At 50.2% G+C, this 19,307-nt stretch carries 14 protein-coding genes; 5 read left to right on the top strand and 9 right to left on the bottom strand.

Features of this window, described 5'->3' with window-relative positions; translation table 11 throughout:
• Nucleotides 1–198 precede the first annotated feature (198 nt).
• Both V7676_RS07800 and V7676_RS07795 read left to right on the top strand, forming a co-directional pair.
• Nucleotides 199–1,551 carry a PAS domain-containing protein gene (locus V7676_RS07800; RefSeq protein WP_335659127.1) on the top strand — a complete coding sequence of 451 codons (1,353 nt, stop codon included), beginning with the start codon at nucleotides 199–201 and terminating at the stop codon, nucleotides 1,549–1,551.
• A 174-nt stretch (nucleotides 1,552–1,725) separates the two neighbouring features.
• Entirely contained in the window at nucleotides 1,726–6,408 is a 4,683-nt protein-coding gene (locus V7676_RS07795) for an NAD-glutamate dehydrogenase (protein WP_335659126.1), read from the top strand.
• Between the two features lies 1 nt (nucleotide 6,409).
• Here V7676_RS07795 and V7676_RS07790 read toward each other — a convergent pair whose 3' ends face one another.
• The 6 genes from V7676_RS07790 to V7676_RS07765 all read right to left on the bottom strand — a co-directional run bounded on the left by V7676_RS07790 (nucleotide 6,410) and on the right by V7676_RS07765 (nucleotide 13,474).
• On the bottom strand, nucleotides 6,410–7,615 hold the full coding sequence (locus V7676_RS07790) for a DUF445 domain-containing protein (RefSeq protein WP_335659125.1): 1,206 nt from the start codon (nucleotides 7,613–7,615) through the stop codon (nucleotides 6,410–6,412).
• Nucleotides 7,616–7,695: 80 nt separating this feature from the next.
• Nucleotides 7,696–10,851, bottom strand: coding sequence for an efflux RND transporter permease subunit (locus tag V7676_RS07785; protein WP_335659124.1), 3,156 nt, complete (start codon nucleotides 10,849–10,851; stop codon nucleotides 7,696–7,698).
• A gap of 11 nt (nucleotides 10,852–10,862) precedes the next feature.
• Entirely contained in the window at nucleotides 10,863–12,056 is a 1,194-nt protein-coding gene (locus tag V7676_RS07780) for an efflux RND transporter periplasmic adaptor subunit (protein ID WP_335659123.1), read from the bottom strand.
• A gap of 272 nt (nucleotides 12,057–12,328) precedes the next feature.
• On the bottom strand, nucleotides 12,329–12,592 hold the full coding sequence (locus tag V7676_RS07775) for a GlsB/YeaQ/YmgE family stress response membrane protein (RefSeq protein WP_335659122.1): 264 nt from the start codon (nucleotides 12,590–12,592) through the stop codon (nucleotides 12,329–12,331).
• A 145-nt stretch (nucleotides 12,593–12,737) separates the two neighbouring features.
• On the bottom strand, nucleotides 12,738–13,037 hold the full coding sequence (gene sciP / locus V7676_RS07770; protein WP_335659121.1) for a CtrA inhibitor SciP: 300 nt from the start codon (nucleotides 13,035–13,037) through the stop codon (nucleotides 12,738–12,740).
• Between the two features lie 113 nt (nucleotides 13,038–13,150).
• Entirely contained in the window at nucleotides 13,151–13,474 is a 324-nt protein-coding gene (locus tag V7676_RS07765; protein ID WP_335659120.1) for a hypothetical protein, read from the bottom strand.
• A 204-nt stretch (nucleotides 13,475–13,678) separates the two neighbouring features.
• On the opposite strand from V7676_RS07765, the gene mnmA reads away from it, so the two are divergent.
• A complete protein-coding gene (gene mnmA, locus V7676_RS07760) occupies nucleotides 13,679–14,812 on the top strand; it encodes a tRNA 2-thiouridine(34) synthase MnmA (protein ID WP_335659119.1) in 1,134 nt (377 codons plus the stop codon).
• A 20-nt stretch (nucleotides 14,813–14,832) separates the two neighbouring features.
• On the opposite strand, the gene V7676_RS07755 is transcribed toward mnmA, so the two are convergent.
• The gene (locus tag V7676_RS07755; protein ID WP_335659118.1) at nucleotides 14,833–15,207 is read right to left on the bottom strand and encodes a hypothetical protein; all 375 of its coding nucleotides are present in this window, start codon (nucleotides 15,205–15,207) and stop codon (nucleotides 14,833–14,835) included.
• 29 nt (nucleotides 15,208–15,236) lie between these two features.
• Here V7676_RS07755 and V7676_RS07750 point away from each other — a divergent pair, with 29 nt between their 5' ends.
• Nucleotides 15,237–16,379, top strand: a complete 1,143-nt coding sequence (locus V7676_RS07750; RefSeq protein ID WP_335659117.1) for a serine hydrolase domain-containing protein — start codon at nucleotides 15,237–15,239, stop codon at nucleotides 16,377–16,379.
• A 248-nt stretch (nucleotides 16,380–16,627) separates the two neighbouring features.
• Here V7676_RS07750 and V7676_RS07745 read toward each other — a convergent pair whose 3' ends face one another.
• Both V7676_RS07745 and pdxH read right to left on the bottom strand, forming a co-directional pair.
• Complete coding sequence (locus V7676_RS07745; protein ID WP_335659116.1) at nucleotides 16,628–17,437, bottom strand: PhzF family phenazine biosynthesis protein; 810 nt, start codon at nucleotides 17,435–17,437, stop codon at nucleotides 16,628–16,630.
• Nucleotides 17,434–18,012, bottom strand: a complete 579-nt coding sequence (gene pdxH / locus V7676_RS07740) for a pyridoxamine 5'-phosphate oxidase (RefSeq protein ID WP_335659115.1) — start codon at nucleotides 18,010–18,012, stop codon at nucleotides 17,434–17,436. The genes V7676_RS07745 and pdxH overlap by 4 nt, the downstream gene beginning before the upstream one ends.
• Nucleotides 18,013–18,153: 141 nt before the next feature.
• On the opposite strand from pdxH, the gene V7676_RS07735 reads away from it, so the two are divergent.
• The gene (locus V7676_RS07735; RefSeq protein WP_335659114.1) at nucleotides 18,154–19,224 is read left to right on the top strand and encodes a TIGR03032 family protein; all 1,071 of its coding nucleotides are present in this window, start codon (nucleotides 18,154–18,156) and stop codon (nucleotides 19,222–19,224) included.
• Nucleotides 19,225–19,307: the final 83 nt, after the last annotated feature.

The following is a 19,307-nucleotide window of genomic DNA, read 5'->3' as shown; positions in this document are numbered from 1 at the left end:
ACTTTTGTCTCGCAAACCAGTCTACGGACGCGCCTTTAACAGTCGGCCTGCCCGGTGACAAGCCTGACAATGGCATTGGCTACGTTTTGCAGTTCTTTTAACAAATAACCGCATGAGAAATGTTCGAAAAATTTACCATATATTTACCATGGTGGCCCCAAAACAGTCTGGAAACGATTTGAACTGGTAGGATCAGACATGGAAAATCTTCGTAATTCGGATGAAAACGGCGGTATGGGCAATGGCCACGACCCCGATTACATCGCCTATGAAGAAGAGGTTGTAACAAGCGAAGCGCCGCCTGCCATCGGTCAGGACGAGCGACGCATGCATGTGCGGGCGTATAATTTCTGGGCTGGACTGTTAGGTGATCGGCAATTCCCAAGTGTGGAAGACCTGAACCCCGAAACAGATGATGACTTTGGTCCGAATAGTGTTTTGCTTGATTTTACCACCGGTGTGGAAAATCCATCAATCCAGTTTCTCGGAAAATCTCTTCGTCAAGAATGTGAATTAGATGACAGCATTACGACGATTGATCAGGTTCCCGCACGCTCTCTATTGTCACGAATTACTGATCACTATCTTCAAATAATTGCCAATCAGGCACCAATCGGCTTTGAGGCCGAATTTGTAAACCAGCGCGGAATTACGATCATGTATCGCGGCATATTGCTGCCTTTTTCAACCGATGATGATACTATTGACTTCATCTATGGCGTGATCAATTGGAAAGAAGTTGTCGAAGACGATTATGCTCAAGAACTTCAAAATCAAGTGGCCGAAGCCATGCGATCCGCTCCTGCGAAAACCGAGACCGGGCCTATCTGGGCTGACGGCCCAACATCCAATCGGTTAGAATTGACCGCTGCAGACGCAAAGGCAGCATCGGACGCGCTGATCGGCGGCATCCACATTGATCTTGATGATATCAGCGATCAGCCAGGTGAAGACGGCAGTCTTGCTGACTGGCTTGTCGCAGCACGCAGCTGCGCTGATAATGCGGCGCATAGCGAACAACGTAGCCGTGCCACGCTCTATAACGCCCTGGGCCAAGCCTATGATTTCTATCTGATGACACAAGAGCATCCGCAAGACTACGCGGCATTGCTCGAAGATTCCGGACTAAAAGCGCAGGCCCGTGCACCGATGACTCCCATTGTTAAATTAGTCTTTGGTGCCCATTATGATAAAACCAGGCTGACAGAATATGCCGCCGCGTTACGCTTTGCGGCACAAGCTGGCATCGCCAAGGGGTTATTTGCAGTCTATCTCGAAAATCAGGGTGGTGGCCTGAAAGCCATCGTCTATGCAGAAAGAGATGCACGCAAGCCCAAGCCCAAATTATCTGGTCGTGTTGAACAGAATGAGTCCCTATTGGAGCGGCTGCGTAATGCGCCAAGCCGCCATTTAAACGATATTGATGCGGGTGACGCAGAATTTGTTGTCCTCGTGGCCCGGCGGGATGATCACGGAAAGCTATCCATTGTTGGGCCCGTCTTGGGTGATCAGAAATTGACTGACAAAGTGCTGAAACAAACGAACATATAGCAACCGCCTTGGATGACATTGATTTCAAATGTAACTTTTATATCACGCTTATCTTATAATTGTTCATCCGCATCGCAATTGCTTGCTCTACGCTATTGAGCATCACCGATTATCGGCCCATAAGATTCCCAAACTGCCGGTGCCGCTGACCGGACCGATATATTTGGGGGAACCATGACTGGTAGCCGCGACACGAAATTAGTAAAAACAACCGCATCGATTGCTGATAAGAAGCTTGAGACAGCGCTGATCGCGGCTTTTCAGGGAAGCGCGTTACCAGGCGAAAATATTGATTTTGACGACAAGGCTTGCGAAGAAGCTGTCCGCTTCGCACTTGAGTGCGGACTTTACCGGACTGCCTGCGAAGCAACATTGTTGCTTGAAAGTGTTGTTAGTCCCAAAGGCCGAAGACATTTACGCCTTGCGATAATTAATGACGATATGCCGTTTCTGGTGGATTCCGTCTGTGCGACCATAGCCGGCTTTGGTCTGAACATACAGCGGCTCATCCACCCTGTCATTGGCGTTAAAAGGGATAATGATGGTAAGCTCGTAGCGATTCACAATGACCCTGCCAGAGGTGAAAAATGCGAATCAATCATCTATGTTGAGATAGAACGGGCTGACGCCAAACTACGTAGGACTTTGGAAAAGTCGCTCCACAAAAACCTCAACGACGTCGGCGCCGCTGTCGGTGATTGGCTTAAATTACAGGTTGCATTAAGCGAGGATGCAGACAACCTGCCAGAGGGAGAAGGAACCGCTCTGTTACGGTGGTTTCTAGATAGAAACTTTACTTTATTGGCTCACGAAACCGTCGATGAGCAAGGTGTACGAACGCATCAGCTAGGTACTTCGCGTATAGGGGAAAGGCCGACTCTTTCCTCCGAAAGTCAAAAACGCGCTTTCGATTGGTTCAGAGCCGGTGGTCAAGCACCTCTGATTATCAAATCCAATCAGATATCAACAGTCCACAGACATGTGTTGATGGATATAATTGTCGTCCCGGTACGCGATAAAGACATACTTGTTGGCTTGTCTTTAACAGCAGGCCTTTGGACGAGCGCTGCACTGGCCACCTCTCCAGAAAAAGTCCCTCTCCTTCGCACACAAATGACGAGGCTGTTTGACAAATTTGAATTTACCGCCACTGGCCATGCGGGAAAATCCCTCACCCACGCGCTCACTGCCCTACCCCACGATATTTTGATCACATTTCAGCAGGAAGACCTTGAGAAACTAGCTCTAATTTCCATGTCTCTGATTGATCGTCCACGACCAAAATTACACAGTGTGATGTCACCACTGAATCGACATCTCTTCGCATTTATTTGGCTGCCGCGCGAACAATTATCGACCACACGGCGCGAAAATATTGAATCACTGCTGACCGATGCCACCGGTGCCACGATTTTAAGCTGGTCTAACACATTGGATGAGGGCGGCATATCCTCGCTCCGCTACATATTGGAAATGGGCGCGAATAGCAAAATCCCCAACCCCGATACCCTCAACCAGCAGTTGGAAACTATGATCCGCGGCTGGCGCCCCAAAGTAGAGGCCTATCTCGGCGAATTTGTCCCTGAGAACCGCGCTGCTGTGCTAGCCCAACGCTATGCCGATTGCTTCCCAGGCACCTATCAATCAACTTACGGCGCGATGGAAGCCTCCCGCGATATTATGCGGCTCTTTCAATTAGAACGTGGCGGGCAAAAATCGACGCGGCTCTATCGCTTAGATAGTGACGAAGACCATTTGCTGAGACTGAAAATCTATCATCTTGGCGGCGCTTTGCCGTTATCCGATGCCGTTCCAACCCTCGAAAATTTCGGTTTTTCTGTTCTAGAAGAGATGCCAACCCCCCTCGATGAAGGACGCCTCGGTTATATCCATGATTTCAAATTGGTGCTGCGCAATCCAGATGCCCGTGACGATTTAATTGCCCGTGCGTCTGAAATACAAAATGCCATTACCGATGTTTTGGAGGGCGTGGCGGAAAATGATAGCTTTAACCAGCTAATCACGGCCACGGGAATAAGCGCCCAATCGACGGTGTGGATCCGGTCATGGTTCCGCTATTTGCGCCAAACGGGTTTAAGTTATGGATTGATCACCGTTGTCGAAGCACTGGTAGAAGCAGCCGATGTGACGCGGGCGCTGGTGCGGCTGTTCGCAACCTTGCATGACCCAAATTTTGTCGGCGATCGCGACACAAACATATCAGATGCGGCCAAGGACATTGAAGGCGGATTAGCTAAAGTTGATGCGATTGATGACGACCGAATTTTACGGCTATTCCGGGCAGTTATAGACTCTATTTTGCGAACAAACGCCTTCGCGCCGCAATCCAGCGAAGCGCTCGCATTCAAAATTGAGGGCGCAAAAATTCCCGACTTACCCGCTCCGGTGCCGTGGCGCGAAATATTCGTTTATAGCCCCCGGGTCGAAGGCATTCATTTGCGCGCTGGCCCAGTCGCGAGAGGCGGGCTTCGTTGGTCGGATCGGCGCGATGACTTTCGCACGGAAATCCTAGGGCTAATGAAAGCCCAGCGGGTTAAAAATGCTGTCATTGTCCCGACAGGTGCAAAGGGCGGATTTTATGCCAAAAAATTGCCTGCGGGAGATGACCGCGATGCATTTATCGCAGAAGGCATCGCCTCGTATAAAATATTCATTCGCACTTTGTTATCGATAACCGACAACATCAAAGATGATGAAGTGATACCGCCTGAACAAGTCATTCGACTGGACGATAATGATCCTTACTTCGTCGTTGCGGCCGACAAAGGTACTGCCAGCTTCTCTGACATTGCCAATGCCATTGCGATCGAAAACGACTTTTGGTTAGGCGATGCTTTCGCAAGTGGCGGCAGTAATGGATATGACCACAAGGCGATGGGGATTACCGCACGCGGTGCATGGATTTCGGTACAGCGCCATTTTGCAGAAATGGGTGTTGACGTTCAGGAGGAGCCCATCTCAGTGGTCGGGGTTGGCGATATGTCGGGCGATGTGTTTGGAAACGGCATGCTTTTATCCAAGACCCTTCGCGTTGTGGCCGCTTTTGATCATCGCCATATTTTTGTCGACCCCAATCCTGATCCGGCGACAAGTTGGAATGAGCGCAAGCGCCTGTTCGATCTGCCTCGCTCCAGTTGGGAAGATTATGACAAAAGCCTGATTTCAAAGGGTGGTGGAGTATTCTCACGTCAATCCAAAACGTTGAAAATAAACAAGGAAATTGCAGCTCTTTTAGGTCTTTCTGGTGAAAAAGAAGTAACGCCTTCACGCCTCATGTCAGCCATTTTAACCAGTAAAGCCGACCTTTTGTGGTTTGGCGGCATCGGGACTTATATCAAGGCACCGAGCGAAAACCATATCGAAGTAGGTGATCCGTCCAACGACAAAATCCGCGTTGATGCAAAACAATTGCAAGTTAAAGTCATCGGCGAAGGTGCTAACCTGGGTGTCACACAGGCTGGACGCATTTATTTTTCCGCACAAGGCGGCCGGATAAACACCGATTTTATCGACAATAGTGCCGGTGTCGATTGCTCCGATAATGAAGTGAATATAAAGATCGCCCTCAATGCCGCGATGAAAAATGGCAAGCTCAAGTTTGCGGCTAGGAACAAGCTACTTGAAACGATGACAGAGGACGTCGGAACGCTGGTTCTTGAGGACAACCGCCTTCAGGCACTAGGCCTGTCTATTGCGGAAATAGGCGGCAAGAAGACATTGCCTTCCTATATCCGATTGATAGAATTTTTCGAGGAGCAGGGAAATCTCGACCGTGCTGTAGAAGGTCTAGCTGCCAATGAAGACCTAATCCGCCGTGGACAAGAAGGTCAAGGCCTGTTCCGGCCAGAACTTGCGGTGCTTATTTCCACGGCAAAACTTGCATTGCAAGCAGCGATAGAAAATAGCAATTTAGGTAATGATCCCGGACTGAATGTGGAATTGCTCAACGCTTTCCCGAGCGAAATGCAAGCAAAGCACAAAGATGCAATCCTTAACCATCAATTACGCAAAGAAATTATAGCAACAAAATTGGCAAACCGGATGATCAACCGGCTCGGCCTTATCGACCCATTTGAACTGGCTGAGGAAGAAGGACGCTCGCTCGGTGAAGTTGCAGCTGCTTTCGTCATGGCGGAGCGCCTATTTCATGCCGACAAGCTATGGGCATCACTCGAAGATGCCCGAATAACCGAGAATGTCCGTTTATTGCTCTTTGACCAGTTCGCTTATGTACTCCGCTCACATATGGCGGACCTCATGCGCATTGGTCTATCTGATGACCTTATTGATGACGCAGTACAAATGCTCGCGCCGGGTGTAACGGAACTGAACGACACGGTGGACGACCTAATTACTGCACAGGGTAAGTTAGAATCTACCAAGCAGATTAAGCTATTGATTGAAGCCGGTGCAACTAATGAAATCGCTCAAAAAATGGCTAACATCTATAAAAATGACGGAGCGGCTGGAATTGCATTTCTCGCCAAAAAAAGAGATATTGATGCCGTTGATGTCGCGGCCGCATTCACCAAATTGGGTAGTTTGTTAGGGCTCGACTGGGCCCAGATGACCGCTACGCGGATCAATCCGTCAGACCCTTGGGACCGTTTACTCGTTGCCGGACTAGCTCGCGATTTTCAGCAAATGCGGCTGAATTTCTTAGGCCGTGCCCGCGACAACAATATGGATCAATTCCTTGAAGGCTGGGTAGATAAAAATGCGGGACGCGTAGCGCAATTCCGGCATATTGTTGATCGCGCCCAACTATCGCTAAGACCGTCTATTGCAATGCTGGCACAAATTGCAGGTCAAGCTAGGATCCTGCTCACCCGCTAAGCTATATCCAATCGCCTAAAATGTGAAGCACAACGCCGACTAGGCCGCCGACCACCGTACCGTTTACACGGATATATTGCAGGTCTCGCCCGACAGCATTCTCCACACGATCCGTAATCGTTTGCGCGTCCCAGCCGCGGATGGTTTCCGATACGAGTTTGACGATATTATCGCCATAGCTGGCCACAACACCAACCACCGCCCGGCGACCGAACCGATTGAGTTGACGGTTGAGCAACGGATCCTGTTGTAGGCTGTTACCCAATTGCATGAGAGCATCTCCAAAATGCCCGGCCATTGCCGCTTCAGGGTCACGGGAAGCTTTCAGGAGCGATTTACGACCGGTTTCCCACATGCCATCGATCCAGTTAGCAATAGCCGGGTTTTCTATGATCTCGAGCTTCCACTCATTCACCCGTTGCCGCAATTCCGGGTCACTTTTCAGCTCCTGGGCCAATTGTACCATAGCTTCTTCGGTTTTAGCCCTCACCGGATGCTCTGGATCCGAAGCCATATCAGCAAGAAGCTTATAGAGCCCATCGACCACTTCATTAGCCAACCGGTCATCCAAACCTGTCCAGCGCATGACTGTATTCGCTCGATCGTGGACGATAGCGCGAATGACATATTCATTGGCATCAAGCGTGCGGTAAGCCCATTTAATAGTAGAATCAATCAACGGTCCGTGCCGGTTTTCGGCCATCACGGCTTCCAGAATTTGCCCGATTGGCGTCGCCAGATCCAGTTCTCTGGCCTGTGCCTTGACGGCACCCTTAAACATGCTGCCTAGTCGGTCTTGATCTAGTGAACCAATAATATCGCCAATCACACGCGACGCGCCCATACGCAGACGTCCCTGCCCGCCTGTGGGTGACTTTAAAAACTTTCCAACGCCACCTGCCAAATCGATCCCGTGCATCCGCTGCGCAACAATCCGTGAAACCAGAAAATTATTCTTGAGGAAATTGGCCAGCGTATCGCCAATCCGATCTTTATTCCGCGGAATAATCGCTGTGTGCGGTATAGGTAAGCCCATGGGGTGGCGAAACAAAGCCGTAACCGCAAACCAATCCGCTAGTCCACCAACCATCGCCGCCTCTGCAAAAGCACGCACGAAGCCCAGAGCAGGATGCACTTCCTCATAGGATTTAGTAGTGAAATAAATCACCGCCATCAACACAAGCAAGCCGGTGGCAATAATTTTCATATCGCGACCAGCACTATTCCTATCCAAGCCGATTCCGGAAGAACCATTTGCCCGATGCACAGTTTTGGAAGAAAGCGGCTTCACTCGGCTGGCTGAACCTTTATCTTATCATCCCCATCATCGCCGGGATTATAGGTCAACAGTGTCTTGCGCAACCATGGGCCTAAGCGTCGTTCAAACCCATCAGCAAGACTGAAACCTGCCGGGACAATCACTAACGTAAGAAGAGTGGATACGATCAACCCGCCGATCACAACAGTGCCCATCGGCGCACGCCATGCACCGTCCCCAGACAGCGACAAGGCTGTTGGAACCATACCCGCAGTCATCGCGACAGTGGTCATGACGATAGGTTGCGCACGCTTATGACCGGCATCCATAATTGCTTCATATTTTGGGACGCCCTTCTGCATTTCCTCAATCGCAAAGTCGATCAACAGGATCGAGTTCTTACTGACAATGCCAAGTAGCATTAAGACGCCAATCAAAACCGGCATCGATAATGGCTGGCCTACAATCCAGACTAGCAAAATACCACCTAGCGGAGCCAATGCCAACGATCCCATATTTACCAGCGGCGACATCACACGCTTATAGAGCAGCACAAGTGTGGCAAATACCAGCAAGATACCTGAAATCAGAGCTATAATAAAATTGAGGAACAGTTCTTGCTGCCACTCATCTTCCCCGAAGGGTGCATTGGACACGCCAGCCGGTAAGTTTTTCAGGATTGGCAGATTGTTGATTGCGGTCATCGCCTCGCCCTTAACGACATCAGGAGCGAGATCGGCACCTACGAAGGTTCGGCGATTTTGATTATAGCGCTGAATGGTCGTTGGTCCGGAACCAAAACTGACTTTAGCTACCCGATTCAAAGGGACAGTACCGCCATTTGCGGTTTGAATAGGCAGGTTCTCAATCGTCGTCAGATCCGTGCGCGATTCTTCGGGTAACATCACACGAATAGGAATCTGGCGATCTGAGAGTGAGAATTTAGCCGCATTCTGATCGATCTCGCCTAATGTCGCGATACGAATCGTCTGGCTAAGGGCAGCAGTTGTAACCCCCAATTTAGACGCCAAATCAGCATATGGTGTAATCAGTATTTCAGGGCGCCTAAGATCGGCATCAATTCTAGGGGCAACAAGCAGTTTGATGCCCTTCATTTGCTCGACGAGTTGGTAGGCTGTTTCATCTAGTAATTTAGGGTCTGAACCGGTCAGCATAATCGAAATATCACGTCCGGTCCCACCGCCGCCGCTTTGTGATTGGAAAGAGATGCGCGCGTCCGGTATTTTTTGCAGGAGCGGAACCATACTACGTTCAAATTCTATGGATGTTTTGTCACGTTCTGTTTTGTAGTTCACAAAGACGGTTGCATTTGTTTCCCGCACGCGGGTCAATGCGCGCTCCACTTCCGGTTGCTGGTACATAAGTTCGGAAACCTGATCAGCGATTTTTTCGGTTTGCTGCAATGTGGTACCTGGTACAACTTCGATCTGCACCCGACTGGAATCTTCATTAATCGTGGGCTGAAACTGGGCTGGCGTGATCACAAACAAAACCACTGTCAATCCGAATGCGAAAAGCCCTACACCCATGAGCCAAATTCTGTGATCCAAAAACTTAGCGATAAAGCGACGGCCAAGACCGCCGCCTTCAGCATATTTTCGCGCAGCGCTTTGGTCGAGACACCACCCAAGCAAACGCATATAACGATCCATCCACACGCCCTCACCATGTTCGGTATGGCCCTTGGATTTCAGGAAATAAGCAGCAATCATCGGTGTAATCATACGAGCGACAGCCAAACTCATTAAAACGGAAATCACCACTGTGATCCCAAAATTTTTAAAAAACTGGCCCGAAACGCCGGGCATCAGGCCAACAGGCAGGAAAACCGCGACAATACAGAAAGACGTCGCAACAACGGCCAATCCGATTTCATCAGCAGCATCAATAGATGCTTGATACGCGGATTTTCCCATACGCATATGCCGCACAATATTCTCAATCTCCACGATCGCATCATCGACTAAAACACCCGCAACGAGGCCGAGCGCAAGGAGCGAGAGGAAGTTAAGATTAAATCCCAGCAAATCCATGAACCAGAAAGTGGGTATAGCTGACAAAGGGATTGCGATCGCGGAAATAACCGTTGCGCGCCAATCACGTAAAAATAGGAAAACGACAACAACAGCCAAAAGCGCGCCTTCTACCATGGCTGCCATTGAGCTTTTATACTGAGTTTTCGTATAGTCCACACTGCTACCAAGGCGAATAAATTCAACTCCGGGGTTTTCTTCTACAATAGTGTCCATAAGCTCCATAGCATTGTCATAAACAGTCACATCGGATGCACCGCGTGCTCGCGACATAGAAAAATTCACGACCTCCACGCCCTTAACTTTGCTAATGGAACTGCGCTCGCCAAAAGAGTCATTCACATCAGCGACGTCGCCTAATTTGACCGTTTGACCATTGCCCAAAGAAATTTGCGTTTGAGAAAGGGTATAAGCATCAGCGGCATTCCCTAAGACACGCACAGATTGCCGGGTACCGCCAACTTCAGCGCGGCCACCAGCCGCGTTAACATTTACCTGTCGCAAGACATTGTTGATCTGATTGGCAGTTACGCCCAGCGCTTGCATGCGAGCCGGTTTCAGGATCACCCGAATTTCACGGTCTACGCCACCAAAACGTTCGACCTCAGCCATCCCCTCTACCTTAAGCAATGTTTTAGCTACCGTATCGTCAACAAACCAGCTGAGCTGTTCGACGGTCATATCATCGGCTTTGACTGCGAAATATGCTATCGGCCCACCAACGACATCTTCCTTGGTGACTTGAGGCTCCAATATGCCATCTGGCAAAGACCCGCGCGCCTGATCAACAGCATTTTTTACTTCATTTACCGCCTCGTTTACATCAGTCCCAATTTCAAATTCGACGAAGGTACGGCTACTACCTTCGCTCGCGGTAGAACTGATATTCTTAACACCACTAATGCTGCGCACGGACGACTCTATCCGCTGCGTGATTTGATTTTCAATCTCAGTTGGTGCTGCCCCCGGCTGCGAAATAGTAACGCTGACAGCGGGAAATTCGACATCTGGATTATTGACCACGTCCATCCGGTTGAAGCTCAACAAACCGGCCAGCAACAACGCGATAAAAAATACGAGCGGGACAACAGGATTGCGGGTCGACCAAGCAGAGATATTGCGAAGATTCATGATTTATTCTTTCACGCAGCCTTGTCTTTTTCGACGATAGGCTTGACCGTTTGACCAGGATTCAAGAAACCAGCGGCTCTCAATACGACACGCTCGGCTCCACTCAAACCAGATGTAATGGACAGTCCGGCAGCAGAAACAGATCCAACTGTAACATCGCGGCGAATGACCTTATTGTCTTTATCAATGATATAAACGAAGCTGCCCTTGCTATCATTTTGTACTGCAGATTCGGGCAAAACAGCGGCCTGTGAGCTACCACTTTTTATTCGTGTACTGGCAAATCCACCAGGACGAAGCGCACGATCATAGCTTAGTGCTATTTTCGCCATGCCTTGCCGCGATTGCGCATCTATTGTTGGAGAGATTTGCCAGATTTGACCTTTCAGCACCTTATTTGTTCCGACAGGAATCACCTCTGTACTGACACCGACTGAAATATTAGCAAGATCGCTCTCGCTAAGCTGCGCCTGCAGTTCCATTTCGCCGTTTTGCGCCAGGCGGAACAAAGTCCCGCTGCCCGGACTAACAGTTTGCCCCACTTCGATATTACGTTCGAGAACAAAGCCGCCTTTTGGTGCAACGATGTCCAAAAAATTGTTGCGGGCACGGGTTTCGCCAAGCTGTGCCTGAGCTACCCTAAGCTGCGCTGCGCTAGAATCACGTGTTGCGCTCAGCCTGTCGATATCAGCCTTTGAGATAAACCCGCGCTCGACCAGCTTTGTCGCGCGATCAAGATTCGCTTGCGCTAAGTTCAGATCAGCTCTGGCTGATGCGACCGATGCATCGAGACGCGCCACTTGTTGATTTTGAACAGAGCGATCGATGCTCGCCATGATCTGTCCGGGCTTTACCCAGTCGCCCGCATCAACATATACCTGCGTTACACGCCCGCCATCACCAACAACGCCAACAGGAATTTCACGCCGGGCCGCCAAGGTGCCCGTCGCGTTGATCGTGCGTACGACATCATGTTTGCCTGGAATCATTACAGTGACAGTCGGCGCCTGACTGTCACTGGCAGCATCTGCCGCAGCGCCGTCACCGCTACCCGCGAAATACTGATAGGCAACAATTGCAAGAATGATTGCCACCGCAATAGCAGCTACAATCATTAGCCTTCGTTTACTGCGCCCCTGATCATCACCATCATCCAATATCGCGACGCCAACCTCTTTCTCAGAAATTTTCGATTCATAGTTCATTATCAATACTCTTCAGCCGGGGGTCTTGTGTTGCTTTTGCGCTGCAATAAACAAAAAGAATTACCAATAATAGGGAGAAAACTGCAATTCCTATATCTAGTGTATTATATCAATAAATCAGCCGGGACAAGCCCCGAACACCGGATCTTGGAAAACTCAAAGTCCAAAGCCCCGTAACAGCGTCAGATAGGGAATATTTTTTACAAAAGAAAGGCTGCCCCAATTTTGACCAGCCTTTCTAAAAACAGTATAATGCATGAATTATAAACCGGTTAACGTACCCGTCCGCGCTGGATTAGATTTAGGATCAACAATAACACGACGGCGCCAACAAAAGCAGTGATTAAACCCATAATCGAAAAGCTTTGAATGCTACCGCTAAAACCAAAATATTGACCGACAAAATTACCGATAACCGAACCGACTATGCCGACCACGATATTCCAAAAAATGCCCATGGATGCATCTCTTCCCATGACCATACTTGCCAACCAACCAGCAATACCGCCTACTATTAATGCTATAATAATACCCATATCTTCCTCCTGACTATTTGCGGGATAGCTTTTCTTTCCCTGCCAAGACAATTCTATACAAAAGATCGGCAGAAGCCAGCCGATAAAAAAAGAGCTCCGGGAATCTCTTCCCGGAGCCTTGATATTTTACGCAGGATCTTTGTCTCTAATATTTCTGCTGACGCTCGTAAAGATCCCGATAGTGCTGGATCCGGGTGACACGCAAACCCGGCATACCGGAACGATCAACCGCACGCTGCCAAGATGCGAATTCCTCTAGCGACAAACTATAACGATCGCAGACCTCATCGACCGTCAAAAGTCCGCCATTTACTGCAGAAACAACTTCTGCCTTACGCCGGACCACCCAACGGGTTGTACCCGGAGCCGGCAAATCTGCTATCGTCAATGGTTCCCCCAATGGGCCAACCACTTGTGCCGGTTTTATTATTTGGTTCTCGATCATACTACCCTCAAAAATACGCCTTGCGGCATTTCACTATCGCCGAATGTTTTTACATTTGTAGACATAGAGTTTTGCAAACTACTAAATCACCAAGGTAAACAACCCATTCATACTTACTCTTCATCCACCCCACCGGATGAACTTCCACGCAATAAATCCGGCCAAAAATGACCATTTTCGAATATGCGCTCGCTCTTCGCAAACGAGCTTCCTGGTCGAAGCTCCCCTGCAAAAAACTTGATCCGATCTTCCACTAATCCCCGGCTCGCATGAGCTGGTTTTACAACCGACCCATTCCGACATGCGATATAGGCACGAGCCGAAGGAGAAAGAGACTGACGCGCGATCGCATGCGCAATAAGCACATCATGTGCGCTGGCTGCATTTACATCCGCGTCCGCACTGGTCTTTGCCAGTCTCTTATGTGGGAAGTTCATTTCCATAAGCAGTTATCTAGCAGCGAAGGTATAAACTAATGTAAAGACCGTGTTCACGCGCTCTTAGGACTAGTTAAGCAATCCTTCCTTCCAATTGGCCTTTTCGTCCCAATATGAACCAATGACGGGCGTGACCCGACTATCTGGCCGCTAATTCCGGCAATACTGGCGCTTCGCACGCTTCATCGTTAAGGGATGTGGATCATGACAGATCGAATCAATAGTGAATTTCAGCTCGGCGAAGATATGACCAGCAAGCGCATCGTGGTTGCGATGTCCGGCGGCGTCGATTCGAGCGTTGTAGCCGCCCTCGCCGCTCGGACGGGCGCCGAGACCATCGGCATTACCTTGCAGCTCTATGACCATGGCGAAGCTGTAGGCCGCGCTGGTAGTTGCTGCGCTGGTCAAGACATTCGCGATGCCCGCGCCGTTTCCGAAAAACTTGGCATCGCCCATTATGTTTTCGATCACGCAAGCCGGTTTCAGGAATCGGTCATGAATGTGTTCGCCGATGAATATATGGCCGGGCGCACCCCCATTCCTTGCGTCCAGTGCAATATGGGTGTGAAATTTACCGACCTGTTAAACCTGTCCCGCGAACTGGGTGCCGATTGCCTAGCCACTGGCCATTATGTCCGGCGCGTCTTGGGCGAGCATGGTTCAGAATTGCACCGTGCGATGGATCCGGCACGCGACCAGAGCTATTTTCTATTCGCGACGACACAAGACCAGCTCGACTATTTGCGCTTTCCACTGGGTGACATGCCCAAAAGCCAAGTCCGCGAAATAGCCGAAGAAATGGGCCTCGCCGTCGCTTTCAAACCCGATAGTCAGGATATCTGCTTCGTCCCCGATGGTGATTATGCCAAAGTTGTTCGTAAGCTGCGCCCCGATGCCGATGATGATGGCGAGATTGTACATATAGATGGTACTGTCATGGGTCGGCACAAAGGTCTGATCCATTATACCGTTGGCCAGCGCAAGGGACTGGAAATCGGCGGACAAGCCGAACCACTTTATGTCATTCGCATCGATCCCGAAACCAAGCGCGTCTTTGTTGGCCCCAAACAGGCACTAGCGGTCGCGTCTGCAACGCTGCGCGATATCAACTGGATTGGCGGAGATTTCGAAGGACCAATGCAGGTCAAAGTTCGCTCCATGGCACAGCCTACCCACGCGCGGTTGGAAGGAAGCACACTTCGTTTTCACAACCCGGAATATGGCGTATCCCCAGGACAGGCTGCGGTATTCTATAATAAAGACCGTGTACTGGGCGGCGGTTGGATCGAAGAAACCAGTGCGGTTTCACAAGAATGGCTGACGGCGGCTCTGGCCTGAATATAGCCGAAGCCACCGATTTAGTCGGCTTCGGCCTCGGTCAGCATCACACAGCCCCAGCCTTCGCGAAATTCGGCGGTCGCGCTAGCAATGAGCGGGACAGAGGCGGTTACACGCCGCTTTTCCGCATCCAAAGACAGGCTAACGATTTCCATACCGGGCTCAAAATCCTTTTCACAATCGGTCAAATCCCGCCCCCCAACATAATGACAGGGGCAAGCAACGCGCGCGCCATAGGCGGTACCGAGGCCAAGCTGCCCTTTGATAGAGCTATAATTATACGCAAAGACCGCGGCCAATATCAGCACGAATAAACCGAGCATATATAAAGCCAATCGACCTTTGCTCAGGTGTGCCTTGGACAAGTTTTCGGGATTGCTATTTACGGGTGCCATGGCTGCATCTATTGGTGCAACCCATGCCCATGCACAAGATTAAAATTGCCACCCTGTCCGCGCTCGCGCTCTTGCTTTCAAGCTGTGGAGCCACTGACAAACCGGCAGGCCCACCGCCCAAAACCGCCGAAGAGCTGGCCTATATATCGGATGACAGCCCGATTAGTAAGGCGCGGCTCGATGCCCTCATTTCTCCCTTGTTCGAAAATCCTGAAATGGCAGAAACCCGTGCATTACTGATCATGTATCGTGGCGAAATTATCGCCGAACGCTATGGCGAAGGCTATGATCAAGATACTAGATTCATTAGCTGGTCGATGGCCAAATCCTTTACCGGCACACTTATCGGTTTTCTGGTCGCCGACGGCCGACTTGTGCTGGACGACCCTGCCCCCGTTCCCGCTTGGCAACGCCCGGGTGATCCGCGCGGTCATATCACATTGCGTCAACTGCTCCAGATGTCCTCTGGCCTTGATCATACCGAAAATGCCGAAGAAAATGGTAAAACAATTTACGAAGCCGATACCCAGCAGATGCTGTTTCTTGAGGGTTCCGGCGATATGGCGGGCTATGCAGAGGCCCGTCCAATGGAAGCCGAACCTGGTGAGAAATTTGAATATAGCACCGCGACCAGCATCATTTTGGCTGATATTATCACACGGACTTTGACCAACAGCACCGACCCCAAGGCACGCCGCGATAGCGCGATGCGCTTCATTCGCGGTCGATTGCTCGAACCACTGGGTATGGACAGCACCTATTTCGAATTTGATGCCAATGGCACGTTCATCGGTGGTAGCCTGATCCATGCCACCGCCCGCGACTATGCTAAATTCGGAGAGTTTTTACGCAACAATGGCACCAGAAAAGGCGCGCAGCATCTGCCGGTCAGCTGGGTCAAGTTCATGCGTACATCGTCTGCCAATGATCCGGCCTATGGCGGTCATATCTGGCTGAACAAGAAACGTCCCGAAGGCCGAAATCCCATATTATTCCCCGACATGGCACCGGACTCGGTTTTCGCCGCCCTTGGTCATTTGGGTCAACAGATTGTGGTATCACCGGAACAGAAGCTAACGGTTGTCCGGTTGGGCAAGACGCAGGATGATGTGAACCGGCCGATGAGCGACCAGATTGGCAGGATTGTTTCTGCCTTTCCGATTGGTGGCTGACTTTTCGACAATCATTGAAATTTTACATTCTTCACACCAAGGAACCCACAATTTCTGCCGATTTCCTAAAAACCGCTATTTGAGAAATTTGGTCAACCATCGTCTTTTTCGCTGACATATTTGACATTATCAGCCAGGCACAATTGCCCCGCTACTTATCATAACTGAGATAGAACGGGCGTAAAATATCATAACGGCGCTTTTGTAGAAAAGCCCCTTTTTACAAAGATTATCCGCTGCGTACTATATTAGAAAAGCCGGAACGTCCCTTCGACCACGGTCACACATTTTCCGCCCAGCCATGCTGAGTCCCCGTCAAGTCGGCAGTGCAAATAGCCACCGCGACTGCTGGCTTGATAGGCGGTGAAATTATCCCGCCCGAGTTGCTTTGCCCAATAAGGCGTCAGCACCGCATGGGCCGACCCCGTCACGCTATCCTCATCAACGCCGCCGCCGGGCACGAAAACGCGGCTCAGCACATCAGTGTCTGTACCAGAGGCCGTACAGATAAATTGCTCGTTCCCCAACGCGGCCAATGCTTTTAAATTCGGTTTAAGTGCCATAACCTCCTCCGCGGTTGCATAGCGGATCACATTATAGCGCCCCGCATGAAACTGCGTCTCGACCGGACTACCGCCGACCAAGGCGACAATATCCGGCAGCTCTTTTGGCGCAGGCGAATAGGCGGGCAATGCCAGCGCATAGCCCGCCCCGTCACGAACCATGGTCAGCACACCGGCTTTGCGGGTGCGAAACTTCACCTGATCTTTATCCGGATTTTGCGACAAGATGATGTGGCCGCTGGCCAAGGTTGCATGGCCGCATAATGCAATTTCTATAGCCGGTGTGAACCAGCGTAACTCATAATCCGCCTCGCCGGTATCATCGGGCAGATAAAAGGCAGTTTCGGCGAAATTATTTTCTTCGCCAATGGCCTGTAACACATCATCATCCAGCCAGTTGTCCAATGGCATTACCGCAGCCTGATTGCCGGTAAATGGCCGATCCGCAAAGGCATCGACATGAAAATAGGGCAAAGATCGTGTTTTCTGCGTCATGGATAAAGCATTCCTTCATTCCAATTATCACCGTCACGGACAAATATCCGCCGTTCGTGCAAACGATGTTCGCGGTCTTGCCAAAATTCAAAACGCTGCGGCGTCAGGCAATAGCCGGACCAATAAGGTGGACGCGGCACATCCCTGCCATCAAAACGCGCGCGCACTTCCTCAAACCGCGATTCAAAAGTGGCGCGGCTATCCAGTGGCCGCGATTGATCGGAAGCCCAGGCACCCAATTGGGAATCCCGGCTGCGCGTCGCAAAATAAGCATCTGCAACATTGTCGGGCACGGTTGAAAGACTCCCCTCAATACGGATTTGACGGCGCAGGCTTTTCCAGTGAAATAATATCGCCGCCTTGTGGTTGGACGCAATGTCGGATGCCTTACGGCTTTCCTTATTTGTATAGAATATAAAGCCATCGGGACCGTGCCCTTTTAACAATACCATCCGCGCCGAAGGCTGGCCGTCAGCATCTGCCGTCGCGATTGTCATGGCATTGCCGTCATTAAGCTCTGTTTCGCGCGCTTTGGCAAACCAGCTATCGAAGGTCGAAAAAGGATCTTTTGTCATAGACGATCATCTACCAGCATGACCGGCGGCAGGAAAGACCGGTATTAAATTTATTCCAGATCCTATTTTTCGGTAACCGCACGTTGCCCTTGTCGTTTGGAAATGGCGTAATATTATGTATGCTTAAATGCGGGGGTATATGTGGACAAAAATAAAGCGGCTACGGACACAGAAGCCGAAAAGACAGTCATCACTTTTTCTCCCGGCCTTGCCGGTTTTCTGGCAGAAAATGATATTTCTATCGGTTTCACCTCTTATCAAACCGGGCGGCTGTATCTCGTAGGCCGCGGGACTGATGGCAAACTGGCCATTCATGAAGCCATATATCCGCAAGCAATGGGCGTTATAGCCAATGAAAATCGCATCTATCTGAGCAGTTTGACACAAGTCGTACGGATGGAAAATGTTCTGGCGCCAGGGCAACTTGCCAATTGCGTGCATGACAAAGTCTATGTTCCACGCAATATGCAGACGACGGGCAATATCGACATTCACGAGCTTGGGTTACGCAAGGATGGCCAGATTATCTGCGTCAACACACGGTATAATTGCCTGAGTATATCAAGCCTTACCCATAGTTTTAAGCCGATCTGGAAACCCGACTTTATTTCCGAGGTGATAGCCGAAGATCGCTGTCACCTAAACGGGCTTGCTATGGTCGAAGGGCAGCCCAAATATGTCAGTGCCGTGGGACAGTCTGACGTCAAAGACGGCTGGCGTAACTGCCGCAAAAACGGCGGCGTTATAATTGACGTCGAAAATGATACGATATTGACCGAGGGACTGTCGATGCCACACAGTCCCCGATGGTACGCGGATCGTTTGTGGCTGTTAAATTCCGGTACTGGTGAGCTCGGCTGGCTGACTCCGGACAATCATTGGTTCAAACCAGTTGCCTTTTTTCCCGGATTTTTAAGGGGCCTAGCATTTCACAACGACCACGGCTTTGTCACGCTTTCCAAACCGCGCCATGGACATTTTGAAGGCCTAACGCTGGATGAGCGATTGAAGGAAAAGAAGGCAGAACAATGGTGCGGCGTGCAGATATTATCGCTCGCAACCGGCGAAATCGTCCAATGGCTACGTCTCGAAGGCGCCATTACTGAGTTATTCGATATCTGCATCCTGCCAGGTGTAAAAAATCCAATCACTTTGGGTCCGCAATCGACAGAAATCAGGGACTTTATTACCATTGAGCGGCCAGATTGGTAGAACAGGCTTCCGATTCTACCTGTCCTTCCCGCATTGAAATAATCGTGCTGATCATTTTATAGAATGAAAGTTTCTGACATTAT

Source organism: Parasphingorhabdus sp. (assembly GCF_036963805.1).
In the GTDB taxonomy this organism is placed as follows: Bacteria; Pseudomonadota; Alphaproteobacteria; order Sphingomonadales; family Sphingomonadaceae; genus Parasphingorhabdus.
This window is presented reverse-complemented; position numbering and strand designations above follow the sequence as displayed.